The sequence below is a fragment of the Allorhizobium sp. nf9_anc genome, from assembly GCF_056323085.1.
This window is the reverse complement of sequence record NZ_CM150481.1, coordinates 2201115-2227762: the sequence shown is the minus strand read 5'-3', so window position 1 is coordinate 2227762 and position 26648 is coordinate 2201115. Positions and strand designations below refer to the sequence as shown.

Genomic DNA, 26648 nt, shown 5'->3' with positions numbered 1-26648 from the left:
AGTGAGGCGCGGGCAATACGGGAGGGTATTGCGAATGACGGTTCTTCTAGGCGTAATTTTATGCGGGCTTCTGTCCGTGGTCTACGCGGTCTGGGCGACGCGCTCGGTCCTGGCGGCGGACCAGGGCAATGCCCGAATGCAGGAAATTGCAGGCTATATTCGCGAGGGTGCTCAGGCTTACCTCACTCGGCAATACCTGACCATCGCGATCGTCGGCGCCGTCGTTTTTGTCGGCACATGGTTTCTTCTGTCCGGCACAGCCGCAATCGGCTTCCTGATCGGCGCCGTGCTCTCGGGTGCCGCCGGCTTCATCGGCATGCATGTCTCGGTCCGCGCCAATGTGCGCACGGCGCAAGCCGCGTCCCATAGCCTTGCCGCCGGTCTCGACATCGCCTTCAAGTCCGGCGCCATCACCGGCATGCTGGTTGCGGGCCTCGCCCTGCTCGGCGTCTCCATCTACTTCTACATCCTAACCGCGATCCTGGGGCACGAAAGCGGCTCGCGAGAAGTCATCGATGCGCTGGTTGCGCTCGGCTTCGGCGCCTCGCTGATCTCGATCTTCGCCCGTCTCGGCGGCGGTATCTTCACCAAGGGCGCTGACGTTGGTGGGGACCTCGTCGGCAAGGTGGAAGCCGGTATTCCGGAAGACGATCCGCGCAACCCGGCCACCATCGCCGACAACGTCGGAGATAACGTCGGCGATTGCGCCGGTATGGCCGCCGACCTCTTCGAAACCTATGCCGTCTCCGTGGTCGCCACCATGGTTCTGGCTGCGATCTTCTTTGCGGGTTCGGCCGTCCTCGACATCACGATGATCTATCCGCTCGCGATCTGCGGCGCCTGCATCATCACCTCGATCATCGGCACTTTCTTCGTCAAGCTGGGCACCAATGGCTCCATCATGGGTGCGCTCTATAAGGGCCTGATCGTCACCGGCCTCCTGTCAGTGGCTGGCCTGGCACTCGCCACGTCGCTGACCATCGGCTGGGGCACGATCGGCACGGTCGCCGGCATGGAGATCACCGGCGTCAACCTGTTCATCTGCGGCATTCTCGGCCTTGTGGTGACCGCGCTCATCGTCGTGATCACCGAATACTACACCGGCACCAACAAGCGCCCGGTCAATTCAATCGCCCAAGCTTCGGTCACGGGCCACGGCACCAACGTTATCCAGGGTCTCGCCGTATCGCTGGAATCGACCGCCCTTCCGGCGATAGTTATCGTCGGTGGCATCATCTCGACCTACCAGCTTGCCGGCCTCTTCGGCACGGCGATCGCTGTCACCACCATGCTCGGCCTCGCGGGCATGATCGTCGCCCTCGACGCTTTCGGCCCGGTCACGGACAATGCGGGCGGTATCGCCGAAATGTCCCACCTGCCGCCGGAAGTGCGCAAGTCGACCGACGCGCTCGACGCCGTCGGCAACACCACCAAGGCCGTCACCAAGGGCTACGCGATCGGTTCTGCCGGTCTTGGTGCACTCGTGCTCTTCGCCGCCTATTCCAACGACCTGGCCTACTTCGCCGCAAACAGCGCCCAGTATCCTTACTTTGCCGACATGGGGCCGATCTCGTTTGATCTCTCCAACCCCTACGTTGTTGCTGGTCTGATCTTCGGCGGCCTGATCCCATATCTCTTCGGCGGTATCGCCATGACGGCCGTTGGTCGTGCGGCGGGTTCTATCGTCGAGGAAGTCCGCCGGCAGTTCCGCGAAAAGCCGGGCATCATGCAGGGCACGGAAAAGCCGGATTATGGCCGGGCGGTCGACATCCTGACCCGCGCTGCGATCAAGGAAATGATAATCCCTTCGCTGCTGCCGGTTCTGGCACCTCTGGTGGTCTATTTCGGCGTGCTCCTGATCTCCGGCTCCAAGGCGTCCGCCTTTGCCGCTCTCGGCGCCTCGCTGCTCGGCGTCATCGTCAATGGCCTCTTCGTCGCCATTTCGATGACCTCCGGCGGTGGTGCCTGGGACAATGCCAAGAAGAGCTTCGAAGACGGCTTCATCGACAAGGATGGGGTGAAGCATTTGAAGGGCTCTGACGCCCACAAGGCCTCCGTCACCGGCGATACCGTTGGCGACCCCTACAAGGATACGGCCGGCCCGGCTGTGAACCCTGCGATCAAGATCACCAATATCGTCGCGCTTCTGCTTCTGGCCGTCCTGGCAGGCTGAGGCAGCAAACAAAAAAGAAAGACCGCGGAAGGCGACTTCCGCGGTCTTTTCATGTCTGCGTTTCGGTGGACACTGAAGTCCCCCAGGTGAGGCGGCCTTACTGGCCGCCGAGAATGTTGCGGACGCTGTTGGCCGCACCGCCGCCGCCAGCAAGCAGCTGCTGCAGGAAGGTGAGGTCGCGACCACCGGTCGGGGTGGTGCGGGAAATCGTGTCGAACACCTTGCCGTCCTGCAGGGTGTAATTGGCGCGCTGCGCGACGACGCCGTCCTTGTCGAAGTAGATCGCGAGGATCTGCTGGTCGACCAGACGCTGTTTCATGAAGGCGACAGTCCGGGTGCGCTTCTGGGAGATGTAGTAGAACACCTCACCATCGAAGGTCGCCGTGGTCGACGGCGTACCGAGCGAGAGCAGCACCTGCTCGCGGCTGGAGCCGACCGGAACGAGGTCGAGCGCTGCCTGATCGACGACATAGCCGTTATGGAAGACCTCGGAGGTCTGGCAGGCGGAAAGGCCGACGATGACGGCAACCGCAAGAGCGGTCGTGCTCAGGAGCTTCCTGTCCGACTTGAAAATCCGAATGTCCACGCAAACGTCTCCCATGAGTGTCGATGGCACCTGACGATGCCGCATGCTTCTGCGCATAGCATTGTGGCCTTTCCGGGGAAAGCTGCCGCAATGTCTGCGCTGCCGATTTGCCGGTCAATCTGCCGCAGGATGCGGCATTCGTGCCGGATAACGGCATTGCAATTCACGCCTGCTTCGGTAAACCAGCTTTCGCAATCATGCAACACGACCACGTCCGGGCTCACCACTTCGGTCGGCTCTTTTTGGTGATATTGGATGGTATTCGGCTTCTTTCGGCAGAAAAGAAACAATCAGGTGATTGTCGAGCGTCAGTATGGCGCGCTGACGGCGGCTGCACGCACGCCCGCCTTCTATCTCGACATGCATGTGCCCGACACCGTGATCGGCCGCTTCGAGATGCTGACGATCATGCTGATTCTGTATTTCCGCCGCACCGCGAAGTCTCCGCGCAGCGGCCAGGAGATCGCCCAGAACATTATCGATGCCTTTTTCGAGGATGTGGATCACTCCATTCGCGAGCTGGGCGTCGGCGATCCCGGTGTGCCGAAACGCATGAAAAAGCTTGCCGGCATGTATTATGGCCGGCTGGAATCCTATGCTGGCGCCCTTGATCGCAACGACCGGGAAGCGCTCGAAGCCGCGCTGAAGCGCAACATCCATCCCGAAGAAGGGGAGGCGGCACCCTCCATGCAGGCGCTGGCCGACTGGATGTTTGCGGCCGAACAGGCGCTTGGCGCCGTGGATGAAAATGACATCGAGACGGGCTTGGCCCGCATTGCCGTCCCGGCTGCTTGATCGACGTCGGTCGCCCCAGGGCGCAGACGCATCAGGCCCGATGGCAAAACGAGGAACAGACGACATGACGAGCAAAGAAACCAGAGACAGCCGCGAGTTCAGCTATCTCGTGAAGGTCGGCCATATCTCGGCTAATCCAGTGCGGGTGCGTGTGGAGGCCGACGAGCGTGAGCGCGCGGGCCTTGCCGACCTGTGGCGGGTGGAAGCCGTCAACAAGCTCTCCGCGGATCTGCAGGTCGCGCGCTGGAAAAAGGACGGCGTCCGGATCACGGGGCGTGTGTCCGGTGAATTGGTCCAGGCATGCGTCGTGACGCTGGAGCCGGTCGTCTCGCATATCGACCAGGAGATCGATCAGATCTTCGTGCCGGAGGGCTCCAAGCTTGCGCGCATCGTGCTCGACGGCGCAGGTGAGATGGTGCTCGATCCTGACGGTCCGGACCTTCCCGAACAGTTCACCGGCGACACGATCGACGCAGGTGCCCTGATCGCTGAATTTGCCGCCCTCGACATCGACCCGTACCCGAAGAAGGAAGGCGTCGCCTTCTCCGGGCATATCGAAAGCAAGGTCGAAGAGGAGAAGAAGCCATCGCCCTTTGCTGTCCTGAAGGACTGGAAAAAGGATTGATCATCCCCCATCTGCACCTGCGGGTGGGTTGTATGCCGAATGAAAAGCGGTATTTTGGCCGAAAATATCGCTGGCCAGCGATGAAGAAGGGTCAGGTCTAAGTGATCAGAATTTCTGTCGACGTCATGGGTGGAGACTTCGGTCCCGAAGTCGTCATCCCCGGAGCTGCCAAGGCACTCGAGCGTCACCCCGATGTAACCTTCCTTCTCTACGGCCAGCAGGAACGCTGCCTGCCGATCCTTGCGCAGTTTCCGAAGCTCAAGGAAAAGTCGACCTTCCACCACTGCGACATCTCCGTCACCATGGACGAGAAGCCGAGCCAGGCCCTGCGCCGTGGCCGCTACGTGTCCAGCATGTGGCGTTCGATCGAGGCGGTGAAGACGGGACAGGCGGATGTTGCGGTCTCTGCCGGCAATACTGGCGCGCTGATGGCCATGGCCAAGTTCTGCCTGCGCACGATGGCGACCATTGAGCGCCCGGCGATTGCCGCGATCTGGCCGACGCTGTCAGGTGAAAGCATCGTGCTCGACGTCGGCGCCGGCATCGGTGCCGATGCCCAGCAATTGCTCGATTTCGCCGTTATGGGTGGTGCCATGGCACGCGCCCTGTTTGAAATCGAAAAGCCTATGGTCGGCCTGCTCAATGTCGGCGTCGAAGAGATTAAGGGTCAGGAAGAGGTGAAGGAAGCCGGTCGCCTGATCCGCGAAGCGGGTCTCGACACGATCGACTACTATGGCTTCGTCGAGGGCGATGACCTCGGCAAGGGCACAGTGGATGTGGTGGTCACCGAAGGCTTCACCGGCAATATTGCCCTGAAGACTGCGGAAGGCACCGCCAAGCAGATCGCGGAATACCTGCGCGCGGCCATGTCGCGCACCTGGATGGCGAAGCTTGGCTATATCCTTGCCAAGGGCGCCTTTGATCGCCTGCGCGAGAAGATGGACCCGCGCAAGGTCAATGGCGGCGTGTTCCTCGGCCTGAATGGCATCGTCATCAAGAGCCATGGCGGCACGGATGCCGAGGGCTTTGCGGCCGCTCTCGATGTGGGCTATGACATGGCTCGAAACGGTCTCACCCAGAAGATCGAAAACGACTTGAAAAAATATCACGCGCGGCACCCGTCTCCGGCCGGCCCCGAAGCGGCGTGAAAGGTAGGAAACTTCAATGATCCGTTCTGTAGTTCGCGGTTTCGGAGCGGCGCTCCCGAAACGGGTTGTGACCAATCGCGATCTCGAAAGCATGGTCGAGACCTCGGACGAATGGATCGTCCAGCGTACCGGCATCAAGCAGCGTTACATTGCCGGCGAAGGCGAGACGACCGCGTCGCTCGGCGCTGCCGCGGCCCAGGAAGCGCTCGACCGCGCTGGCCTGACCGCAGCCGACATCGACCTCATCATCTGCGCGACCTCTACGCCTGACAACACCTTCCCGGCGACCGCCGTGAACATCCAGAACCGTCTCGGCATGCATCATGGCTTCGGCTTCGACGTGCAGGCTGTCTGTTCCGGCTTCGTCTATGCGATGGCGACCGCCGATCTCTACATCCGTGGCGGCATGGCCAAGCGCGTGCTCGTCATCGGCGCGGAAACCTTTTCCCGCATCCTCGACTGGACCGACCGCACGACCTGCGTGCTCTTCGGTGATGGCGCAGGCGCGCTCATCCTCGAGGCGGCGGAAGGCGAGGGGACCGTCGCAGACCGTGGCGTGCTGACCTCAAACCTTCGCTCCGACGGCGCCCACCGCGAAAAGCTCTATGTCGACGGTGGTCCGTCGACGACCGGAACCGTCGGCCATCTGCGCATGGAGGGCCGCGAGGTCTTCAAGCATGCCGTTGGCATGATCACCGACGTCATCGAGGCTGCCTTCACGGCAACCGGCACGACGGCTGGCGATATCGACTGGCTGGTGCCGCACCAGGCCAACAAGCGCATCATCGATGGATCCGCGAAGAAGCTCGGCATTCCCGACGCCAAGGTCGTGATCACCGTCGACCAGCACGGCAATACCTCGGCGGCCTCGATTCCGCTGGCGCTCGCCACCGCAGCCGGCGACGGCCGCATCAAGCAGGGTGACCTCGTGATGCTGGAAGCGATGGGTGGTGGCTTCACCTGGGGCGCCGTGCTCGTTCGCTGGTAGCATTTGAAACCCTAAAAATTGCGCACCGACAAGGACTTGACCGTCGCGGCCAAGGGCAATAGTCTCTGCCCAATTCAACAAGATCATTGATTTAGGCGGGCGAGAACAATGGCCGGGAAGACAGTGACGCGTGCGGATCTGGCAGAATCAGTCTTTCGCAAGGTCGGTCTTTCCAGAACGGAATCTGCCGAGCTGGTCGAGACCGTGATTGACGAGATCTGCAACGCCATCGTGCGTGGCGAATCCGTCAAGCTTTCGTCTTTCGCGACCTTCCAGGTCCGCAGCAAGAACGAACGCATCGGCCGCAACCCGAAGACGGGCGAGGAAGTGCCGATCTCGCCGCGTCGTGTCATGACCTTCAAGGCGTCGAACGTCCTCAAGCAGCGCATCCTGCGGGCCCACATCGCCCGCAAGGCCAAGCAGAAGCCCGCGAACCCAGCGGCCTGATATCGGCCAAAACCGGTGGAGCATTCGCTCGCCGGCCACCCAGCGCTTGAAAAGCCATCCTCAAACCGTTGAAATATGACCCGAGTCGCGCGCCCGCGTGATGATCGAGGAGCGCGCCGTGATGCAGTTGGACAAGAGCCCGGATGCTTTCCGTACCATCAGCGAGGTGGCAGATGATCTCGATCTGCCCCAGCACGTGCTGCGCTTCTGGGAAACCCGCTTCCCGCAGATCAAGCCGCTGAAGCGCGGCGGTGGTCGGCGCTATTACCGCCCTGATGATGTGGAACTGCTGAAGGGCATTCGCCACCTGCTCTATGATCAGGGCTACACGATCAAGGGCGTGCAGAAGCTTCTGAAGACCAATGGCAACAAGTTCGTCATGGCGGTCGCCACAGGCGATGTCGCGACCATGGAGGCCCTGGTGGCCGCCAACGCGTCCAAAGCGGATGAGCCCAAGGTCAATCTCGACGAGGATCAGGTCGTCGGCCGCCCCAAGGTCCGTGCCAGCGGTCGATTCTTCGGCTTCGGCGGCAGCGCCAACGACGACGCTCCGGAGATCTCGGTCGGCAAGGGTTCGGTCGGCAAGGAAGATCGCGCATTGCTGCAGGAAGCGCTCTTCGATCTCCTGGAATGCAAGCGCCTGCTCGACCAAGTGCGCTGACGGCGCGGGCGTAAAGCCCGCCCGGCGTTCCCCAGTGGAACATCGAAGCGCTCCGGGGCGTTCTGGCACCAAACGCAACCCCTGCGAGGTTCCATGAAGCGTCTCCTGATAACGATCCCCGTCCTCTCTCTTCTCGCCGTGATCCCGGCCCATGCCCAGCAGACGCAAGGGGCGGCCACGGCCACCGGTTCGACCGAGACAAGGCCCGCAACCGTCGAGGATGCCTGCGCCTTCGTCGCCAAGAGCGTGCTGATGGTCAAGGATCTCAAGATTGGCGTGGTGCAGGCCTTCCCGGAACTTGATCCGCCAGGCGCCCGCCTGACCTATTCGACGCGTATGGATTCCGAGCCGGATGATATTTCGGACGAGATCGAATGCCAGTTCGAGCGCGGAGCCGATCCTCTTCAGGTCACCAGCTTCTGCATGGATTCGACCTGCTACGCTGCCAACAGCGAAGAGCCCGAACAGCGTCGACGCTTCGAAGAAGTCCGCGCCCTGATGCTAAGGCTCGACTGATAATCCGCGCATTTTTTCCCGTCGCCGGGAGTTTCCCCTTGCGCGGGAATAGTTCACTGGCTAAAGGGAACTTGCTGTCGGACGGGTCTGTCATGACCGACATTTTCTTGAGATCAATTGGTCTTGGGGGATTTCGGAACAACAGGCTCAGTCGATTTGCCGGTGACGGAATGTAGCGCAGCCCGGTAGCGCACTTGACTGGGGGTCAAGGGGTCGTGGGTTCGAATCCCGCCATTCCGAGTCTTAAAGTCCTTGAAAATAAAGGACTATTCCTTTCTTCCCCTGTAGAGCCTCAAAGCCTACAGGGGAACGAAAGGGACACAAATCCCCCGAATATCCCTCAAAATCCCCCGAGTTTCCCCACGACTCAGTCGATGCTGTTCCGTGCTTGTTCGCATGCGCGCATATCGATGATCCTTGGCCGCTGAATAGAAAAAGCCCCGGGCAGCAACCCCCGGGGCTTCTCATGCCATCGAGCCGCTCTAAAGCTCTGAGGAACATTCACGCTCAGAAGTTATCACGGCTCTTGGATGATGCAACAGAAATTCATCATTGGAGACGCTTCCATGAGCAAAATTGATAAGTTCGTTTCAGCTCTGCGCGACATCGTCTGTGAAGTAGTTGCTACGGCTCCTGTTGAGCGCGGCGGCTTTCAGTGGGCTGCAATCCCACAGCTGGAGATATGTGGAAGATTGTGCGTATCTCCCGCAACATTGCGCCGCATGATTAGTCGGCCTCCGTTCGTGCGGGAGCGTGCCCGAATCGGTGGAACGAATTTCACCCTGCTCCGCGTAGGTGAGCCGGGGCAGATTACCCCGAAGCATCTTGCTAATTCGATGTCAAAGGCGTTGCGGGACTATCGCCGCAAGTGTCGTGCTGCATTGGTCTATGAGCGTGAGACTTTGATGAATGGCTGCGACGATCCCGCCGTGGCCGTTCGGATCGAGAAGATCGACGCGCTGTTGGAGAAAATGCCAGACCTCACCACGCATCCCGAGTACGGGTTGATCAACGGTCTGATGGAAGTCTGGCCCGAAGGGCATCAGCTTGCAATCTTCAAACTCGTCCTCAGCGACTGGCCCGCTTACATGGCAGGGCAGAAGATTGAGGTATGGAAGACGTACAGCGACCGGGAGCTATTCTTTGAGTTCGCATCAATGAGCGTGCTTAGGAGATATCCCCAGCCAGCAGTCGAGCTATACGTAATGGAGCAACAGGCAAGGGCGCACGAGATCACCCCGGAATTGCGCATTTTGAGCGAATGTATCTTTACCCCCAGTTCAACCCATTAAAACCCTTCTCTATTATTCATCTCACGGGTGAAGATAGTATCGCTCATAATAGAAAAGGGGTGGGGAATTCGGGCGAGCCTCATCCCACGCGCTTAAGACGGGGAAGCACTTCATGAAGGACACGCATTATCACTCTGTCAGGTGGTCCACGAATGCAGCGATCACACAGACGAAACTCCCGCAGGTGATCAGCCTCGTCCCGATCTTGGGATACGCCATTCTCTACGGCGACCAGTTCCAGAACCTGCTGATGAAATACAGCCTGCTGGGTCCCGATGTCTTGTTCACCCCATTTCAGCGCATCTGCCTTCTCTATGTGGGCGGGATCTTCGTTTTAGTTGGGCTGCTAATTTTCTACGTTTTTTGCCCATCAATAATTCGTCAGTATAAGACGCGGAACGAATATATTCGACACGTGATGGAAACGTCCGACTACAAGCAAATGGACTTCATGAACGCATGCCTGACGAAATTGTTGATAGATCAGCCAAAAGAACCAGATGAATATTACTTCGGTGAGTTCCCGGCTCAGGCCGTATTCAACGCCGCTCGTTTTACAGCAGGATTTCGCTCGGTCTACGAGCTATTTGACGGGAGAAAGCCCCCGGGCACGATATATCCGGGACTAGCTGCTTACTATGAGGCGACCAACAGAACGCGTTGGTTTGCGAGTTTGGCCAGCAATATTTTCATGATGTGGGGGGCGGTCTTGTTTTTAATGCCGAGCCTTGAAGTATTCTTCATGGTCGTCGATCTCGGTATATCTGCCGCCTTCCCGTAGGAGTGGAGAAGAACGGGCGTCGATTGACCGATTCCACCAAATCGACTACTTTAAATTTGCCTAGATAACCGCACCCAGCGGGACGCGCTTCGCGCAGTCAGAGCCGTAGACCATCGGCAGGCACCAACAGCAACTTGCTTCGGTGACCTGATAGATGTTCGGACTAGGGCGCAAACCCCAGAAGACAGAGACGACGGCTGTAGAAGCCAATGAACAACGGGAAAGCCTTGCTTCCCCCGATGACTTCCTGTTGGAAATTTTCGGCGTGACCTCGTCTGCCGCAGGCGTGGCGGTTACCCCCTCCACGGCCTTGCAAGTGCCCGCAGTCGCCGCAGGCGTCAAAGCGATCTCTGAGGCGGTTTCGATCCTCCCCTTGCATGCCTTCGTTCGCACCAGCGACGGAAGCCGTGAGCGGGATACGGACCACGTCGGCTATCGGCTGCTGAATGGGGATGCCAATCCGTGGACCCGTGGTCAGCAGCTTCGTGAGCTGCTGACGGCTGATGCCCTCTGTCACGGCAACGGTTTTGCGGAGATCGTTCGTGATGGTGACCGGCAGCCCCGTGAGCTGCATCGCCTCGCACCGACTGCCGTTTCCATCGAGACCGACACCGTGACAGGTGAGCCGCGCTATCGGGTCAGCGCAGGCGCTGGACAGCGGTTCCTCGATTTTCGTGACATCATCCACCTTCGTGCACCGTCTCCGCTCTGCACCGACGCTGTCAGCGGCAAGAGCCCGATCATGCAGGCCCGGGATGCCATCGGCCTGTTGATCACCCTCCAGCAGCATGCCTGCCGACTGTTCGCGAACGGAGGCCGTCCGTCTGGCATCCTGTCCTTTCCCGGCAAGCTGGGGGCCGAAGTCGCCAAGCGCGTGAAACTGTCCTGGCAGGCTGCAAACAGCGGCAGCAAATCCGGTGGCACGGCAGTTCTGGAGGAGGGAGCCAAGTGGCAAGGCCTCCAGTTCTCCAGCGTCGATGCGCAGTTCATGGAAATATGGGCACTGTCCATCACGGAAGTTGCCCGCGTGCTTCGCGTTCCTCCCGTCCTGCTGATGGATTACAGCCGTCAGACGTGGGCCAATGCGGAGACGGGTGGCCAGCAGTTCCTGACCTACTCGCTGGCTCCTTGGCTCTCCCGCTGGGAAGCCGAAGTCACCCTAAAGCTTATCGCCCCGGAAGATCGCGACACGCTGTTCGTTGAGCACCTGACAGATGCGCTCCTTCGTGCCGACTTCGCCACCCGTGCCACGGCCTATGGCCAGTATCGCAGCATGGGTGCCATGACCGCCAACGAAGTGAGGGCGGGTCTCAACCTGCCCCCGCTGCCGGATGGCAACAGCCTTTCCAATCCCTACACCTCGTCGCCTTCCTCCAAGCCTGAGGAGGGCAATTCCGATGAATGAACATCGCGGTTTCTTCGGTGACGCTGAGCGGGCATTTCTGCTCACCCCTGATCTAATCATCGAGCTTGAGCGCAAGACCGGTTCAGGCATTGGCGGTCTGTCCCGCCGCTTCTTCGCGGGCGATTTCTCCTATCGCGAACTAACCGAAGTCATCCGCCTTGGCCTCATCGGCGGCGGCACGGACCCCGAAGACGCAGCCGCACTGATCAGCACCTACGCCGCTCGCATGGCGGTGACAGAGCTTTACGGCGCGGCCCTCCCGATCATCGAGGCGCTGATGTTCGGCAAACCCCAGCCAACACCCAAGTCCCGGAAGAAATCGAATGCGTGAGCTTGTGCAATCAATTTCACTTTTCGCAGTGCGCGAAGCTCAGACACGCGAGGCGCTGGATTTCGATATCCGGTTCTCTGCCGATGACGCGGGAAGCTTCACCGGTCATGCGGCGATCTTCGATGAGCGGAACAGCTTCAATGAGGTGGTCAAGCGGGGCGCGTTCTCCCGCACCCTAGCTGAGCATCAGACCCGCAACCTTCGCCCGCCCATGCTATGGAGCCACCGCACGGATGAGGTGATCGGCGTCTGGACCGATATTCGCGAAGATGCCACCGGCCTTGCAGTCACCGGAAAACTGGTCACGGAAACAGCCAAGGGCAAGGAAGCCCACGCGCTCCTCAAGGCGGGTGCCTTGAACGGTCTCAGCATCGGTTTTCGCGCTCGTGGGGCAGAGCGAGCCGCCAACGGCCTCCGCATCCTCACCGACATCGATCTGGTCGAAATCTCCCTCGTCGCCCTGCCATCCGCAGGCAACGCCCGCATCAAACAGGTGCGGTCCATGGCCGATGTTTCGGCTTTCACCCGGGCCGTACAGGCCACAATCGCAACGCTTCGAAAGGATTGAAGATGACGAAGCATATGAATATCGAAGTCCGTTCGGCGGTGCCGATTGAGACCCGCGAAGATGACCCGCTTGCCGTCGCAACGGCTGCCGTGGAAGAACTCCGTGCCGCTGCCGAACAGCGCCACACCTCGCACCAGACGGAAGTCCGTGGCCTGCAAGAGCGGATCGCGGCCATGGAAACGCGCCTGAACCGTCCCGGCACTCAGCAGGAACAGCGCAACGAACCGGCCATCGAACAGCGTGCTTTTAACTCCTTCGCTCGCTACGGCGTCGAGCGCATGGAGCCGGAAGAAGTCCGCGCGCTGTCCGTCTCCACCGACACCGCAGGCGGATACCTGGCACCCGAACAGTTCATCGCTGAGCTGGACCGCAATCTTGTCGAGTTCTCGCCGCTGCGCGAAGTGGCACGGGTTACGCCCGTCTCTGCCGGGGAACTCATCCTGCCGAAGCGCACCGGCACCATGTCGGCAACGTGGACCGGCGAAACGGCTGATACTACGCAGAGCGAGCCGACCTATGGCCAGCAGAAGATCAACGTCTTCGAGCTGCGCACCTATGTGGATGTTTCCAACATGCTGTTGGAAGACAGCGCCTTCGACCTCGAAAACGAACTGGCCTACGACTTCGCGGAAGAGTTCGGTCGCGCTGAGGGTGCTGCTTTCGTTACCGGCGACGGAACAGGCAAGCCGAAGGGTTTGCTGGAAACGGCTGGCATCGAGACGCTGGAGAACATTGCCGGGACCGATCTCAAGGCAGATGACCTGATCGATACCTACCATGCCCTCCCGACCGCCTACGCCCGTCGCGCCACGTGGGCTATGAACCGCCGCACCATCGGCGCTATCCGCAAGCTCAAGAACGCCAGTGGCGATTACCTGTGGCAGGACGCCCTGACCGCTGGCAACCCGCCGACCATCCTTGGCCGTCCGGTGATCGAGATGCCGGATATGGATGACCTCCCGGAGGACGCAGGCGAAGGCACGTTTCCGCTGGTCTTCGGTGATTTCCAGTCCGGTTTCCGCATCTTCGACCGCAAGAGCCTCGTGGTTCTTCGCGATCCCTACAGCGTGCAGACGAAGGGCCTTGTGCGGTTCCACGCCCGTCGCCGTGTCGGTGGTGCCGTCACCAAAACCGAAGCCTTCAAGATCCTCAAGATCACGAAGTGACGAAACACGACGGGCGGTTCGCCGTCCGTCTCCCTCGTTCTAACTGTTGAAGGGCAAGCGCCATGACAATCCATTCCACTGCAAAGTCGAAAGTCTACATCGGCACCAATGACCGTGCGACTTCGGAAACCGAATACGAGGCTGAAAGCTGGACCGAGATCAAGGAGACGGAAGACCTTGGCGAGTTCGGCGCGAGCCGCGAAGAAATCACCTTTTCCGGCGTCGGTGACGCTTTCGTTCGCCGTCGTGCAGGCGTGACGGACAGCGGCTCGATGGAGCTGATCTGCGCCCGTGATCCTGCCGACCCCGGCCAGCAGAAGGCCCGCGAAGCGGTCAAGGATGAGCTGCCTTATAACTTCAAGGTGGTTCTGGCCGACAAGCCGACCCCGACCGGCACGCCGTCCACGTTCTATTTCAGTGCCGTCGTTCTCAGCGCCCGCAACAGCCTTGGCACGGTGAACGACATCACCAAGACCACCTTCACCATCGGCATCGACGGAGAAATCCTCGAAATCGAAGCAGCCGCTTGAGGCGATCCATGAGGCTGGCTGAGGAAATCACCGTCACCATTGCAGGGAGGGCCGTCACGTTGCGGCCTTCTCTGCGCTTTGCCATCGAACTGGAGAGGCGGGAAGGGTCATTCCAGAAGCTGACCCGTGACATCATCGACGGGAGTTTGACCGCTGCCGTGGAAATCATCCAGCCTCACACAGACCTCGACTTCCTGCCCAACCGCATCTTGGATGAGCTGGGGACCATCAAGCCTGCATTGCTGCGTTACGTGATGGCCTGCGCTGGGGTGGACGGTGCCGATGCCCAGAAGGCGGGACCTAAGGGGAAGGCTGCGAAATCCGTGCCTTTCCGCGATTACCTCCAAGACCTCTACAAGAAGGCGACCGGCTGGCTTGGCTGGACCCCAGACGTGGCCCTTGATGCTACCCCGGCTGAAATCATCCTCGCCTATGAGGGTAGGCTGGACATGCTCAAGGCCATTTATGGCGGTGAAGAGAAGCCGGAAAGCGCCCTCAGCCTCGATGACAAGTTCAAGGTGGCCTTTGGCAGCTTCGGCACGCGCAAGGTGACCCGAAAGGCCGCAGCATGAGCAAGTGGGGACCGATCATCCGTGACCTGATGAAGGCGAAGCGGGTCACCCAGCGTGAGCTGGAAGCCGTTTCAGGGGTCAGTCGATCGACAATCAAGCGCTGCCTTCACGGGAAGAGCAGTCCTCGCATTGATGTGGTGGAAAAGCTTATTTCTACGTTCGGCTATTCCATCTCCATGAACCTGACCTCTGAGCCGTCCGAGATGCTTCGAAAGCAGAAGATGCGCTTTGTGGGACACGATGCGAGCTTGCGGAAGCTCATCAAAGCTGTTGGCTGCGATAGGGGGTATTGATGCCCTATCGCGCACCATCGATCCGCATCTGTGGCTGTGTGCTGTCCAGCGGGCAGAGCTGTGAGCACTCCATAGCTCGTGATCGTGAGCGCAAGGCCCGCTTCGATGCCCAACGTCCTACCGCTCGCCAGCGTGGCTATGACACCAAGTGGGAAGCAGCGCGCAAAGGCTTCCTAGCCAAGCACCCCAAGTGCGCCCGTTGCGGGGCATCCGCTACCATCGTTCACCACAGCACCCCGCATCGGGGAAACAAGGCCATTTTCTGGGATCGCTCAAAGTGGGTGCCTGCATGCCAGCCCTGCCACGATGGCCCCCTGCAATCGCAGGAGAAGCGGCGATGACCCGAGCGGAGCGAGCACGGCAGGTCGATCGTGAAGAGTTCGAGGCGGAATGCGCGGCCATCAGGAAGCGTGCACTGGCCAAGCTCAGCGCCAAGCCTACCCGTGACCCACGGGTGGAGAAGTGGCTCAAGCGACCCGAGCAAGAAGAGACCAAGTCCAGTTGGGGCAGCGGGGCAAAGGCCAGAGCCAAGAAATACACAGCCTTCGGAGAACAGCGCACCCTGAGGGAATGGGGCCTTGAGAAGGGCATCCATCACAGAACCATTCGTGGCCGTCTCGAAGCAGGATGGACCTTAGAGGACGCCCTCACTGTCCCTCCCAGCCCGGGCAACAAACCCCCGGGGTACATCCAAACTTCCAAGAGTACCAAAGGGACCGGCGGAGGGAGAGACGTGCGCGATTTGCAAACGAATTTGGAGAACAGCCCATGAGCATCGTGTCAGTCGCGGACGTTAAGGCGCATGCGAACATCACCATCAGCGAGGATGACACCCTGCTGGAGGGGAAGATTGCGGCTGCTGAGGCGTGGGTTGGGAAGTTCATCGGCACCCCGCTGGACGATGCCACGGCCTTCCCCGATGGGACCCCCGAACCGCTAAAGGAAGCCGTGCGGCAGCTCGTGGCGCACCTCTATGAGAACCGGGAAGCATCCATCGTGGCGGTCAGCGCCGAGCTGATGCCGCTGGGTCTCTATGACCTCATGGCACCTTACCGGGAATGGAGCTTCTGATGAGCAAGCAGACGCAAAGCCTTTCCCGGCGATTGGAGGCCATCCCCCGCAACGTAAGGGCAGCGGTTGCCCCGGCACTCACTAAGGCCGGTGGTGACCTCGCCAACATGCAGCGCATCCTTGCCCCGCGTGACACGGGCGCTCTGCAAGACAGCATCGCGGTCACGGGACCGGGACAGCAGACCCCGCCTTACAGCCAGCCGGGAGGGTCCACCCTGGCACGTGAAAATCAGGTGCTCGTGACGGTGGGAAACAACGATGTTCGATATCCGCACCTCGTGGAATACGGCACCGCTGACACAGCGGCTCAACCTTACTTCTGGCCGGGGTACCGGCTGATGAACAAGAAGCTGGCTAACAGGATCAAGAGCGCCATCCGCAAGGCCGTGAAGGAGGCGAGGTGATGGAAGCTTCCCTTGAACTCCAGAAGGCGATCCGCGCGCGTCTCGTGGCTGCCACGGCAGTGACGGTGCTCGTGCCCGTCGCCAATATCGTGGATCGGAACGGGACCCCGGCGACCTTCCCCAGCATCATCATAGGCGAGGGGCAGACCCTTCCCGGTGGTGACATTGCCCGCACCCGTCACGACGTGGCACTGGACCTGCACATCTGGCAGAGGGAGACGGGACTTGCCTTCGCAAAGCAGGTGGCCGGTGCCATCCGGGATGCGCTTCAAGACACGAATTGGAGCGCCACCGGCCTCCACGTCGCTGATCTCTACGTGGCTTCAAGCCGCTTCCTCCGCGACCCGAAAGGCGAGCATTCCCACGGCATCCTCAGCCTGTCCGCTAACGTGGTGGAGGCTGCCTGATGCGTGCAGGAAAGCTAGACCGGATCATCGATATCCAACGCCTCAGCCGAACCGTGGATGACTACGGGACGGAAACCGAAGCATGGGCACCCGTTGCCACTCTTCGTGCTCAGCTCGTGCAGTCCAGCACGGAAGAGTTCATGAACAGCTTCGGCTCATCGGCTGAAACAGCCACCGTCTTCCGCATCCGCTACCGGGACGATCTGCTGACATCGGATCGCGTCACCTATCAGGGCCAAGCCTATGACGTGAAGGAGATCAAAGAGCTTGGTCGCCGTGAAGGTCTAGACCTCCGCTGTGTGGCGGCGGGAGGCTGACATGGGTCTCATCCTCAAGATGAAGAAAAGTGCAATTGATTGCACAAACCCATTCCCGGACATCCCGGACCCGTTCGGCTATGGGCAGCGAGCGGTGGATTTCCTCCGCTCTTTGAAGCATCCGAAGTCCCGTCACCCTGAGCGGAATTTCCAGCTGGACCCATGGCAGGAAGAGATCGTCCGCAAGGTGTATGGGCCATGCGATGAGCACGGTAACAGGATCATCAAGCAGGTGACGATCATGCTGCCCCGTGGCAATCGCAAGACCTCGCTTGGTGCTGCGCTCTCTCTACTCCATACGATGGGACCGGAAGCCGTTCCCGGTGGGGAGGTGCTGACCGCTGCCGCTGACCGGAAACAGGCAAAACTGGCCTTCACGGAAGCGCAGAGCATCATTCAAGCGGGCAGCGATGAGCTGTGGAGGAAGGGGCAGGCCAGCCGTCGTTTCGAGGAAGGCCGAACGATTAAGCTCCAAGAGTACAAGAACCGGATGACGTTCCCGAATGGGTCTTTCCTCGAAAGCCTGTCCAACGATGCCGGAACGCAACATGGCCGAACGCCCGTCTTTGCACTGATCGATGAAATCCACGCTTGGAAGAAGCGAGACCTCTGGGACGTCATCAAAACCGGCCTCGTAAAGGTGCCGAACTCCCTTTGCATCGTCATCACCACGGCAGGCAGGGGACAGGAAAACATCGCGTTTGAGGTGATCGACTACGCCCGCAAAGTGGCTTCCGGGAAAATCAACGATCCCGCCACTCTGCCCATTCTGTTCGAAACCTCTCCCGATGCTGATTGGCAGGATGAGGAAGTTTGGAAGGCGGCAAACCCGGGCCTCGTCCATGGCTATCCAGACTTGAACGGACTTCGCCAGCTTGCCCGTGAGGCTGCCGAACGTCCAGCCGACCGGGAGGCATTCCGGCAGCTCCATTTGAACGTCTGGCTTGGCCACAGCTCTGACCCGTTCGTGGAAATGTCCATCTATGACAAGGGCGCTGCTGCCTTCGATCTCGATGAGCTGGAGCACCAACCCTGCTGGCTAGGCGTGGACCTCTCCAGCAATTCGGACCTCACCGTGATTGTGGCCGCGTGGCGAGACGGGGAAGAAGGCTACATCGTCCACCCGTGGTTTTTCTGCCCCGCCGATAACCTGCACAAGCGAGCTGACCGGGACGGCGTGCCCTATCCGCAATGGGCGGATGAAGGCTTCATCGAGCCGACCCCGGGCAACGTCGTGGACTTCCGTGCGGTGGAAGACACTATCCGGGAAATCTGCGAACGCTTCGAAGTCCGAGAGATTGCATTCGATCCGCACCTTGCCCGCGTCATGATGGCCAACCTTGCCGATGATGGCTATCCGGCAATCGAGATGCGACAGGGATGGATCACCATGGCCCCGGCGATCAAGGAGCTTGAGCGTGCCATCATCGCGGGACGCTTCCGGCATGGCGGTCACCCCGTTCTTCGTTGGAACTTCGACAACGTAGCGGTGGAGACGGATAAGGCTGGAAACAAGGCCTTCCACAAGGGCAAGAGCCGGGACCGCATAGACGGTGCCGTTGCCGCTGCAATGGCCGTGGGCCGTGCCTCGCTGGGTGAGGATACCCGTTCAATCTATGACACTGACGAACGGGCCGAAGGCCTGTTGATCTTCTAAGGAGCCGCTATGCCGACCGATACCGAACAGCTCGTGGTCTCCCTTGAAGCTCGCATCCGGGACTTTGAACGAAACTTCCAACGGGCAAACCGCACCGCAGGCCAGAACTTCAAGGCCATCGAAAATCAGGCCAAGCGATCCGCCGATGCGTTGGAAGCATCCATGTCCGGTGCGGGCAAGGGCGTGAACATGGCCATGGCTGCCTTGAAGGGTGGCGTTGCTGGTCTCATCACCGGCCTGAGCATTGGTGCGCTGGAGGGCATCGCCTCCCGTATCGGTGACATCACCAAGAACATCGCCAGCGTCGGCAACGAAGCGAAGCGGGCCGGTCTGAGCACCAAGGCCTTTCAAGAACTTGGTTACGTCGCCCAGCAGAACCGCATCCCCGTAGACGCGCTCGTGGACGGGATGAAGGAGCTGAACCTTCGGGCGGATGAGTTCATCGTCACGGGGCAGGGTAGTGCTGCCGAAGCGTTCCAGCGGCTGGGTTACACGGCAGAGGACTTGAAGCGGAAGCTACAGGACCCATCCGCATTGCTCGTGGAGATCATCGGCAAGCTGGAGCATCTGGACCGCGCCGCACAGATCAGGATCGCGGATGAGCTGTTTGGCGGGACAGGCGGTGAGCGCTTCGTGGAGCTGTTGGACCGTGGGGCAGCGGGCGTCCGTCAGCTCATCGACGAAGCCCATGAGTTCGGCGCTGTCATGGATGAGGAAGTCATTGCCCGTGCCGATGAGCTGGACCGCAAGTTCAATCAAATCGGGACGACGATCTCCACCTGGACGAAGCAGGCAGTGGTGGGCCTCGTCGGTGCGATGGATGATTTCCTAGACCGCTGGAATAAGCTGGAGGAGCAATCCACCCGCAACGTGCAGGATAGCCTTGTCGGCGTCTATGGTGACCTTGCGGCAGAGAAGCAGCGCCTTGCCGACCTCCAGCAGATCAGCATGGGCACCCCGGCTGACGTCATGAACATCCGTCAGTCCGAGCGGGAGATTGAACGCCTGACCAATGAAGCGGTGAAGCTTCGGGATATCCTCGACCGACGCAACGGCTACGACGAAAACTTCGTTTACAAGGCGGGTGAGGATGCCAAGCAGGCCACCCCGTCAATGGAAAACCTCTATGGTGCGCTCGACAAGACCGGCACCGCTGCCGCCAAGGGTGCAAGCGGCCTGAATACCTTTGCCGGTGCCGTCCGTGCGCTGAAAGATGAAATCCCCGACCTCGCCAGCAGCCTGTCACAGCTCGACGCGCAAGCCCGCATCAACACGGCCTATAACGCGGCGCTGGGGAAGGCCCGCACCATGGGTGAGGTGTATCAGGCGAATGAGCTTCGCGGGGCAGCGCTCAAGGCCGTGGGGGTCAAATCCGCCACCGATGATCCCGAAATGTACCTGTCCAACGTGCTGGCATCGGGCAAGGCCTCGACGCATATCACCGGCATGGCATCCACGTTCCAGCAGAAGCTGGCCACGATGCTCGCCAGCATGCCAGATGATTTGAAGGGTAGCGTCACTATCAACAGCGGTTACCGCTCGCCAGAACGGCAGCAAGAGCTTTGGCTGGAGGCGTTGCAGAAGTACGGGTCCCCGGAAGCGGCACGCAAGTGGGTGGCCCCTCCCGGCAATAGCCAGCACAACAAGGGCAACGCTGCTGATCTGGGTTACCAGTCCGACACTGCACGGAAGTGGGTGCACGAGAACGCGAGGAACTATGGCCTTTCCTTCCCGATGAGCCATGAACCGTGGCACGTGGAAGACGAAGATGCTCGCTCCGCTGGACGCGCTGAGGATATCCAGCGCCAGACCACCGCACTGACCGAGCAGGCCGATGCATACCGGCAGATCGTGACCGAGGCTCAGCAGTTCACGACAGAGCAGCAGTCCGAACAGCAGGCCCTGACCATGACGGGACAGGCTGCCATGACCTACCGCTATGAACAGCAGATGCTCCAAGAGGCAACGCGTCAGGGGATCACGCTGACTGCTCAGCAGCGGCAAGAGATCACCCGTCTAGCGCAAGGCATGGCCACCGCTGAGGCTGCAACACAGCAATACGCCATGACGCAGGATCAAGCCCAACAGGTGAGCGGCTTCTTCGCCTCCACCGCTGCCGATGCTCTGACCGGCCTCATCAGTGGGACCATGACGGCAGAGCAGGCACTCCAGCAGCTCATCGCCAGCCTTGCGCAGGCGGTCCTTCAAGCAGCCTTGCTGGGGCAGGGACCTCTTGCCGGTTTGATGGGTGGCAGCGGAGGTGGCGGGGGTGGTTTGCTGGGTACACTGTTCAGCGCTATTGTGGGTGCCAAGGATGGTGGCTTCATCACCCCCAAAGGCGTCCAGCGCTTCGCCCGTGGCGGTAATGTCCGTGGCCCCGGCACCTCCAGATCAGATAGCATCCCGGCCATGCTCAGCGATGGTGAGTTTGTCGTAAATGCGGATGCCACGAGCAAGAACCGTGCAGCTCTGGAGGCGATCAACAGCGGGAAGGCTCTCAGCCTCGATGCCGCCGCTATGGGCAAGGGCAACATCCGAGCGACCACAAATCAGGTCAGCAATGTCTTCTCACCAACCATCCCGATCACCGTCCAGGCAAGCGGAAACCGGGAGACAGATGCAGCCATGTCTGACCGTCTGGCAGCCGAAATGGATACGATGTTGGATAACAAGATGACCGAGTTCGTCCAGAAACAGCAGCGCCCGGGGGCAATGATGGGAAAACGAGGGTTTGTCTGACTAAGTCCCGCCACCCAGCATGATACCAAGACCACTGATCTTGCCGATGTCTTTGGGCGCCCCAGGTAGGTGCCCCACATAGTGCAATATGATCTCAGCGATGCCCTGCTTCATGGCGGTGAAGATCTTATGCATTTCGTCGTGTGACGGTTGAATGCGTGTTTCCGGTCTAAAGAGGCCCTTCATCACCACAAGCTTCTCGAAGTCGGCTCTAGAAAGTACGCCCTTATGATGGATGATGGCGTTGCGGATCAGCCTAAGATCGCCGAAGACGTTCACGCGTACTTTGTCATGGTGTATGCCGCGTACCCGGGCTATCTGTGATCGTACCGTCTCCTCCCAATAGGTGAAGATAAAGACGATGATGGACCAGCAAATTTGCGTTTCGTTGAAGCCCTGAGGTGAGTTCACCTCTATGAGATCGTCGGCCCGTATGATCCGAACATGGATCACATCCGGCGAAGAGGGGTCCTCAAGGCTGGTATGGCTCATCACCCACTCGCCATCCTTGAACTTTCGGACGGGACGCATAATCCTCGCGACCTGCCGTTCAACCTTGATCTTCGTACCCTGAAAACCAGAGAGGCTGTCCGTATAAACTCCGACTTGCTTGTTTAAGAAGTCGATGAAATCACGGAGAATAGGTAGCTCTGCGACGGCCTTATCATAGTCAAACGGTTCACCGCTGTGGCTGGTCATTGAGCCCTCAGGTTCATTGGTATTTGAAGCGACCATTTACGGAAGAGCATCATAATTGAAGCGCTCAAATCGGTCCGGGTCTCGCTTTAGCTTGGACCAGTCGAAATGGTATTTCTGAGCGTCGGGCCAGTCATTGGGATAGGCGATTCGGAAAAGTGATCCAGTTGCAGCAGCCATGTCGTGGTAGTCCAAACCACCTAGACTGATCAAATCATCGCTAGCTGAAAAATCTTGGTCCTGATATTGCGATGATATTAGCACTAGCAGCCCCGCTACCGCCGAAATGAGAGCGCTTAGATTAGCCTGCTTAAACTCTTGTAATCGGTCATGCTTGCTGGCGTTGTAGGCTTGATACCATTCTATCCCTTTGCCCGTGTCCCAGCCTTCAAAAGGCTTCCAAATCTTGCGCGGACCATTCCACACCGGAAGTATTACCTCGTAGCTTGACAGATGGTGGCTGACATTCACCTTCTTGTAGACGCTCATGTTATAAACGGGCTGCTGAAATCTGTTTATCGTTGGGGTATAGATGTTCGCGTCCAGTATCGCCTTAAAATTAGCTTCCACCTCGATGCAGGTTCTCATCAATAGCTCGTGGATGCGGAACGAGAACGTTAGCTCAGCTTCTGGACTAGGTTCCACGTATTCAAAAAGACGTTCAAGGTCTTTCTGAATGAGGAGATACGCTCGCACATAATGCCCCGGTGAGTTCGCGTAGTACGGATCGCGGATATACGCCCATCGGCTGTAGTCGGCATTAGGTCCGTCGATCATCGGGCGGTATGTCAGATAGTACGGTTTATCGAGCGGCATCCGTCCCCCGGTGAAATTGATTTCAAATGCGAACGCGTTTCGTTTTTCTACTATTTCTTGAATAAGCTTAACAGCGATACAACCTGATCCTCAAGGTCGGCAACACGCTTTTCCAGTGGTTGGCTCCGCTGGTAGGCCAGACGGAATTCGGGGGTGTCATGACCGAGGTCCACATCCCATCCCGTTGACTGCACGACGGCCTTGGCGGCAAACGAGAACTCTAAACGAGCGATGATTTCGCCATTGAGCGAACGCTTTCCTCTTTTAGCAGCTTCCTCAATTTGCTCCTTCAGCGCCGCCGGGAGCCTAATCTTCATTTGAGTGTCTTCAGTCATGGTGCATTTTTAAACCAAATTGGTGTTGACCCGCGCGCCTCACAAAGGTAAACCAAACTGGTTCAAAATTAAACCACGAGGTTCAGCCAATGAAAGACCTTTCTGCCCTCAGCTTACGCCTGCCCGTCGAATTGAAAGATTGGTTAGACGCACGTGCAGAGGAAAACGGCCGGTCCATGAATAGCGAGATCGTCCAAATCCTCAAGGCTATTCAAGCGGAAGCACAACCCCGCAAACGCGGACAGCAAGCTGCTTAACCCCAACACAGAGGAGCACTCACATGACCGATAGAAAGTACGCTGCTGTTTTCCGCCACATTGCCTCTTACTACGTCGCGGCTGGCACAACGCCTGACCAACACATTGGCCCGTTCGCCAGAAAACTAGATGCGCTGCTTGCAGCTCGAGAGTTTCAAAGTGAGCACCAGCGGGACCCGAACTTCGTTCTAGACCTCACGGATGCCCCCGATGAGGAGTTGGCGGAGTTCCTGTGATGATGAACCGCCCCCTCCCGAAGGAGCCAATGTTCACCGCAGAAGAAGCAGCGGCGAAGCTTGGGATATCTGTGAAAACGCTGATGCGGCACGTGAAGGATGGCCGCATCCGATATGTCAACGTCGGGACTGAGAAGCGGAAACAGTACCGTTTCACCGACTACATTCTTGAGCAGTTCATCACCAATAATAAGCGTCGGGAGAAAGCCCCATGCCCGTCTACAAGCCCGCAAGCTCCCCATATTACTACGCCGAATTCCAGCTCCACGGTCATCGCGTTCACAAGTCTACAAAAGCCAAAACCAAAAAAGAAGCTGAGCTAGTCGAGCGGCAGTGGAAGGCCCAGATCGAGGAGGACGTAAAACAGGCCCGGGTGACCGGAAACGCACCGATTACCCTCGACATCGCCGCCGGTCACTTTTGGACAGACAAGGGTCAGTATCACGTCAACAGCGATACGACGTGGACAGATATTCAAAGGCTGATCAGCTACCTTGGCAGCACCAAACGGTTGGACCAACTGACTGATGCTGACGTGACGGCGCTCGTGACCAGAAGGCGAAATGATACCCGCAATGGCCGGAAGGAGACGAAGGACGGGGAAGCGGTCCCGACGCTCTCAAACGCCACCGTGAACCGATCCTGCACGATCCTCCTCAAGGCCATCTTTAACCATGCGGCGACGCTGGGACATCACTTCCCACGGCCACCGCAGTGGAAGAAGCATATGCTCAAGGAACCGAAGGAGCGGGTGCGGGAACTCGATACCCATGAGGCCGTCGCCTTGGACAAGTCAGTCCGGGACGATTACGCCCTGTGGTTCGAGTTCGCCCGCGTGACCGGACTTCGCCGCAAGGAAACGCTCATCAAGTGGTCAGCGGTCAACGTCTTCGCGAAGAGGATCACCACGCCGGGGAAGCAGGGAAAGGAAGTCCATACCCCGATCACGCCAGCCGTGGCGGCGATCTTGAAGCAGAGTGAGGGCAATCACCCGGAATATGTTTTCACCTACGTATGCAAGCGCCCGCTGCCGGGGCAGGTGAAGGGGCAGCGCTACCCGATCACGGAAGAGGGGGCTAAGACCCAATGGCGGCGGCTGAGGAAGCGGTCAGGGGTAGAGAACTTCCGCTTCCATGACATCCGTCACGACGTGGGGACGAAGCTCCTCCGCCAAACCGGAAACCTCAAGATCGTACAGAAGGCGCTGAACCACTCGGACATCAAGACGACGGTGAAGTATGCCCACGTCCACGATCACGAAGTGGCGGAAGCTCTGGCTGCACTCTCAAATCCCACAACTATCCCCACGACATCACAGAAGGCATCGGCTTGAACAATGAAATCAATTGCAAATTTGGCGCACGGCGCACCGTCTGGGGGTCAAGGGGTCGTGGGTTCGAATCCCGCCATTCCGACCATTTTGCTCGATGGATCAAGCAGTTGGTCCCGTCGAACAGGTCTAAGGACCGGGTATCTTCAAGATGCCCGGTCTTTTTTTATGCTCGCATTGTGAACCACTTAGCGCGCAACATTAGAAATTGCCGGTTTTCTTGACGGGACGTCCTTCGTTTGCTGCATTGCAGCATTATATTGGAGGAAGGTTCGACGAAAGCCATGATCCCATGCGTTTCAAGTTCTCCATGTTTCCGCTCTCCGCCATGCTGCGCGGTCAGAAGCGTCTTCGCCGCAGCCTTGAAAAGGCTTTGCCGAAGATACGGCTGCCGGAGGTGCCCAAGGCGCCGAAGCCGCGCACCTCGCGCTCGACGCTGGTCGAGGTCCACGCCTTTGGCAGCAATCCAGGACGCTTGCGGATGTTGGAATACGCGCCCGCGGTCCGGCGGGAGCCGGCAACGCTAGTGGTCGTGCTGCATGGCTGCCTGCAAACGGCCGAGCAATATCATCGGGGCAGTGGCTGGAGCCGGATCGCCAGGGACAAGGGGTTCGTGCTGCTTTATCCCGAGCAGACCAAGTCCAACAATCACAACCTGTGTTTCAACTGGTTCCGGCCAAGCATGGTCGCGCGGGATCGCGGCGAGTTGATGTCGATCCGCCAGATGATCGAGCACAGCGTCGAGCGGCACGGCATCGCCCGCGACCGCATTTTCATCCAAGGCCTCTCAGCCGGCGGTGCCATGGCCAATGCCATGCTGGTCACCTATCCGTATCTCTTCGCAGCCGGTCAGGTGGTCGGGGCGCTGCCCTATGGCGCGGCGCGCGATGCGCTGTCGGCGCTGTCGGTCATGAAGTCCGGCAGCCGGCGTAGCAGGCAGGAATGGGGTGACCTGGCACGGGCGGCGAGCGGCGAGGGGGAGAGTGCGCTACCCGCCGTTTCGATCTGGCAGGGCAGGGCAGATCGCGTGGTATCCCCGCTCAATGCGGAGGCGGCGCTGTGCCAATGGCTTGACCTGCATGGATTGGATGAGGACGCTGGAGAGCGCAAGACAGGCCCGCAGGGGACGAGCCTGCTCTGGCGGGATGCCGACGGAAAGACGCTGGTCGAGTACCGCCTTCTCGAAGGGCTCGACCATGGCTTGCCGGTGATCGCCCGCCATGCGAGCCAGAAGCGCCAGCCATATATGCTTGAGGGCGCCATCGGCGCCCCCCAGCAATTCTATGAAACCTTTATCCGGCAGCGTGTCGTGGCTGCCAGGGGGCAATCGATCAGTTCTCCTCGATCGAAACGCCGTTCTGGCCGATCTTGAGTTCAACACCATCGGGCTGCTGCTCTTCTTGGTAGACATAGATGCCGAGGCCGATGACGGCAACGACGAGAGCGCCAATGATGAGGTAGAGGCCATTGTTTCGGCTCATGAAAATCTCCTGTTCGATTGTTTCG

Annotated in this window: 34 protein-coding genes and 1 tRNA gene; 30 read left to right on the top strand and 5 right to left on the bottom strand. The window is 59.4% G+C overall.

The annotated features are described in order from the left end of the window. Positions 1-34 precede the first annotated feature (34 nt). The gene (locus AC02Y0_RS10795; RefSeq protein ID WP_476383822.1) at positions 35-2173 is read left to right on the top strand and encodes a sodium-translocating pyrophosphatase; all 2139 of its coding nucleotides are present in this window, start codon (positions 35-37) and stop codon (positions 2171-2173) included. A 97-nt stretch (positions 2174-2270) separates the two neighbouring features. Here AC02Y0_RS10795 and AC02Y0_RS10790 read toward each other — a convergent pair whose 3' ends face one another. Continuing rightward, the gene (locus AC02Y0_RS10790; RefSeq protein WP_476383821.1) at positions 2271-2774 is read right to left on the bottom strand and encodes an outer membrane protein assembly factor BamE; all 504 of its coding nucleotides are present in this window, start codon (positions 2772-2774) and stop codon (positions 2271-2273) included. 240 nt (positions 2775-3014) lie between these two features. Here AC02Y0_RS10790 and AC02Y0_RS10785 point away from each other — a divergent pair, with 240 nt between their 5' ends. From AC02Y0_RS10785 to AC02Y0_RS10670, 24 genes are all read left to right on the top strand, one after another. Continuing rightward, positions 3015-3554 carry a ubiquinol-cytochrome C chaperone family protein gene (locus tag AC02Y0_RS10785; RefSeq protein ID WP_476383820.1) on the top strand — a complete coding sequence of 180 codons (540 nt, stop codon included), beginning with the start codon at positions 3015-3017 and terminating at the stop codon, positions 3552-3554. 64 nt (positions 3555-3618) lie between these two features. Beyond that, entirely contained in the window at positions 3619-4179 is a 561-nt protein-coding gene (locus AC02Y0_RS10780) for a YceD family protein (protein ID WP_476383819.1), read from the top strand. A 101-nt stretch (positions 4180-4280) separates the two neighbouring features. Continuing rightward, entirely contained in the window at positions 4281-5327 is a 1047-nt protein-coding gene (plsX, locus tag AC02Y0_RS10775) for a phosphate acyltransferase PlsX (RefSeq protein ID WP_102021334.1), read from the top strand. 16 nt (positions 5328-5343) lie between these two features. Then, a complete protein-coding gene (locus AC02Y0_RS10770; protein WP_476383818.1) occupies positions 5344-6315 on the top strand; it encodes a beta-ketoacyl-ACP synthase III in 972 nt (323 codons plus the stop codon). A 108-nt stretch (positions 6316-6423) separates the two neighbouring features. After that, entirely contained in the window at positions 6424-6762 is a 339-nt protein-coding gene (locus tag AC02Y0_RS10765; RefSeq protein ID WP_006727522.1) for an integration host factor subunit alpha, read from the top strand. A gap of 127 nt (positions 6763-6889) precedes the next feature. Further along, the gene (locus AC02Y0_RS10760) at positions 6890-7423 is read left to right on the top strand and encodes a MerR family transcriptional regulator (protein ID WP_476384009.1); all 534 of its coding nucleotides are present in this window, start codon (positions 6890-6892) and stop codon (positions 7421-7423) included. Between the two features lie 93 nt (positions 7424-7516). Then, positions 7517-7939 (top strand): hypothetical protein, encoded by a 423-nt coding sequence (locus tag AC02Y0_RS10755; protein ID WP_476383817.1) that lies wholly within the window; start codon positions 7517-7519, stop codon positions 7937-7939. A 166-nt stretch (positions 7940-8105) separates the two neighbouring features. Further along, a tRNA-Pro gene (locus AC02Y0_RS10750) sits at positions 8106-8179 on the top strand. A gap of 326 nt (positions 8180-8505) precedes the next feature. Next, positions 8506-9231 carry a hypothetical protein gene (locus AC02Y0_RS10745; RefSeq protein ID WP_476383816.1) on the top strand — a complete coding sequence of 242 codons (726 nt, stop codon included), beginning with the start codon at positions 8506-8508 and terminating at the stop codon, positions 9229-9231. 112 nt (positions 9232-9343) lie between these two features. Continuing rightward, positions 9344-10012 (top strand): hypothetical protein, encoded by a 669-nt coding sequence (locus tag AC02Y0_RS10740; protein WP_476383815.1) that lies wholly within the window; start codon positions 9344-9346, stop codon positions 10010-10012. Between the two features lie 154 nt (positions 10013-10166). Beyond that, a complete protein-coding gene (locus AC02Y0_RS10735; RefSeq protein ID WP_476383814.1) occupies positions 10167-11417 on the top strand; it encodes a phage portal protein in 1251 nt (416 codons plus the stop codon). Then, positions 11410-11748, top strand: a complete 339-nt coding sequence (locus AC02Y0_RS10730; protein ID WP_476383813.1) for a gene transfer agent family protein — start codon at positions 11410-11412, stop codon at positions 11746-11748. Before AC02Y0_RS10735 ends, AC02Y0_RS10730 begins: the two co-directional genes overlap by 8 nt. Continuing rightward, positions 11741-12316 carry an HK97 family phage prohead protease gene (locus AC02Y0_RS10725; protein ID WP_476383812.1) on the top strand — a complete coding sequence of 192 codons (576 nt, stop codon included), beginning with the start codon at positions 11741-11743 and terminating at the stop codon, positions 12314-12316. The genes AC02Y0_RS10730 and AC02Y0_RS10725 overlap by 8 nt, the downstream gene beginning before the upstream one ends. Before the next feature lie 2 nt (positions 12317-12318). Beyond that, entirely contained in the window at positions 12319-13482 is a 1164-nt protein-coding gene (locus AC02Y0_RS10720) for a phage major capsid protein (RefSeq protein ID WP_476383811.1), read from the top strand. A 62-nt stretch (positions 13483-13544) separates the two neighbouring features. Next, the gene (locus AC02Y0_RS10715) at positions 13545-14012 is read left to right on the top strand and encodes a phage tail tube protein (protein ID WP_476383810.1); all 468 of its coding nucleotides are present in this window, start codon (positions 13545-13547) and stop codon (positions 14010-14012) included. 8 nt (positions 14013-14020) lie between these two features. Continuing rightward, positions 14021-14584, top strand: coding sequence for a hypothetical protein (locus AC02Y0_RS10710; RefSeq protein WP_476383808.1), 564 nt, complete (start codon positions 14021-14023; stop codon positions 14582-14584). Then, a complete protein-coding gene (locus AC02Y0_RS10705) occupies positions 14581-14877 on the top strand; it encodes a helix-turn-helix domain-containing protein (protein WP_476383807.1) in 297 nt (98 codons plus the stop codon). Before AC02Y0_RS10710 ends, AC02Y0_RS10705 begins: the two co-directional genes overlap by 4 nt. A gap of 337 nt (positions 14878-15214) precedes the next feature. Then, positions 15215-15649 (top strand): hypothetical protein, encoded by a 435-nt coding sequence (locus AC02Y0_RS10700; RefSeq protein ID WP_476383805.1) that lies wholly within the window; start codon positions 15215-15217, stop codon positions 15647-15649. Then, positions 15646-15948 carry a head-tail connector protein gene (locus AC02Y0_RS10695; protein ID WP_476383804.1) on the top strand — a complete coding sequence of 101 codons (303 nt, stop codon included), beginning with the start codon at positions 15646-15648 and terminating at the stop codon, positions 15946-15948. The genes AC02Y0_RS10700 and AC02Y0_RS10695 overlap by 4 nt, the downstream gene beginning before the upstream one ends. Next, positions 15948-16352: an HK97-gp10 family putative phage morphogenesis protein gene (locus AC02Y0_RS10690; protein WP_476383802.1), complete on the top strand. Its 405-nt coding sequence runs from the start codon at positions 15948-15950 to the stop codon at positions 16350-16352. The genes AC02Y0_RS10695 and AC02Y0_RS10690 overlap by 1 nt, the downstream gene beginning before the upstream one ends. Then, a complete protein-coding gene (locus AC02Y0_RS10685) occupies positions 16352-16759 on the top strand; it encodes a DUF3168 domain-containing protein (RefSeq protein ID WP_476383801.1) in 408 nt (135 codons plus the stop codon). The genes AC02Y0_RS10690 and AC02Y0_RS10685 overlap by 1 nt, the downstream gene beginning before the upstream one ends. Continuing rightward, positions 16759-17076 (top strand): phage head closure protein, encoded by a 318-nt coding sequence (locus tag AC02Y0_RS10680; protein ID WP_476383800.1) that lies wholly within the window; start codon positions 16759-16761, stop codon positions 17074-17076. The genes AC02Y0_RS10685 and AC02Y0_RS10680 overlap by 1 nt, the downstream gene beginning before the upstream one ends. A gap of 1 nt (position 17077) precedes the next feature. After that, complete coding sequence (locus tag AC02Y0_RS10675; RefSeq protein WP_476383799.1) at positions 17078-18733, top strand: terminase large subunit; 1656 nt, start codon at positions 17078-17080, stop codon at positions 18731-18733. Positions 18734-18742: 9 nt separating this feature from the next. Continuing rightward, the gene (locus AC02Y0_RS10670) at positions 18743-21472 is read left to right on the top strand and encodes a M15 family metallopeptidase (protein ID WP_476383798.1); all 2730 of its coding nucleotides are present in this window, start codon (positions 18743-18745) and stop codon (positions 21470-21472) included. Here AC02Y0_RS10670 and AC02Y0_RS10665 read toward each other — a convergent pair whose 3' ends face one another. Genes AC02Y0_RS10665 through AC02Y0_RS10655 form a run of 3 tightly spaced genes read right to left on the bottom strand, consistent with a single transcriptional unit; the run spans position 21473 to position 23319 of the window. Beyond that, positions 21473-22171: a hypothetical protein gene (locus AC02Y0_RS10665; RefSeq protein WP_476383797.1), complete on the bottom strand. Its 699-nt coding sequence runs from the start codon at positions 22169-22171 to the stop codon at positions 21473-21475. A gap of 36 nt (positions 22172-22207) precedes the next feature. Continuing rightward, positions 22208-22984, bottom strand: coding sequence for a hypothetical protein (locus AC02Y0_RS10660; RefSeq protein ID WP_476383796.1), 777 nt, complete (start codon positions 22982-22984; stop codon positions 22208-22210). Positions 22985-23034: 50 nt separating this feature from the next. Beyond that, positions 23035-23319: an Arc family DNA-binding protein gene (locus tag AC02Y0_RS10655; protein WP_476383794.1), complete on the bottom strand. Its 285-nt coding sequence runs from the start codon at positions 23317-23319 to the stop codon at positions 23035-23037. An 89-nt stretch (positions 23320-23408) separates the two neighbouring features. On the opposite strand from AC02Y0_RS10655, the gene AC02Y0_RS10650 reads away from it, so the two are divergent. The 5 genes from AC02Y0_RS10650 (at position 23409) to AC02Y0_RS10630 (ending at position 26514) form a co-directional block, all read left to right on the top strand. Then, positions 23409-23576 carry an Arc family DNA-binding protein gene (locus tag AC02Y0_RS10650; protein ID WP_476383793.1) on the top strand — a complete coding sequence of 56 codons (168 nt, stop codon included), beginning with the start codon at positions 23409-23411 and terminating at the stop codon, positions 23574-23576. Between the two features lie 23 nt (positions 23577-23599). Then, positions 23600-23812: a hypothetical protein gene (locus AC02Y0_RS10645; protein WP_476383792.1), complete on the top strand. Its 213-nt coding sequence runs from the start codon at positions 23600-23602 to the stop codon at positions 23810-23812. Then, a complete protein-coding gene (locus AC02Y0_RS10640; protein WP_476383791.1) occupies positions 23812-24135 on the top strand; it encodes a helix-turn-helix domain-containing protein in 324 nt (107 codons plus the stop codon). Before AC02Y0_RS10645 ends, AC02Y0_RS10640 begins: the two co-directional genes overlap by 1 nt. Then, complete coding sequence (locus AC02Y0_RS10635; RefSeq protein ID WP_476383790.1) at positions 24024-25145, top strand: tyrosine-type recombinase/integrase; 1122 nt, start codon at positions 24024-24026, stop codon at positions 25143-25145. Before AC02Y0_RS10640 ends, AC02Y0_RS10635 begins: the two co-directional genes overlap by 112 nt. A gap of 289 nt (positions 25146-25434) precedes the next feature. Continuing rightward, positions 25435-26514 carry an extracellular catalytic domain type 1 short-chain-length polyhydroxyalkanoate depolymerase gene (locus tag AC02Y0_RS10630; RefSeq protein WP_476383789.1) on the top strand — a complete coding sequence of 360 codons (1080 nt, stop codon included), beginning with the start codon at positions 25435-25437 and terminating at the stop codon, positions 26512-26514. Here the strand turns inward: AC02Y0_RS10630 and AC02Y0_RS10625 are convergent. Continuing rightward, the gene (locus AC02Y0_RS10625) at positions 26474-26623 is read right to left on the bottom strand and encodes a hypothetical protein (protein WP_172450219.1); all 150 of its coding nucleotides are present in this window, start codon (positions 26621-26623) and stop codon (positions 26474-26476) included. The two genes, AC02Y0_RS10630 and AC02Y0_RS10625, sit on opposite strands and share 41 nt — an antisense overlap. Positions 26624-26648: the final 25 nt, after the last annotated feature.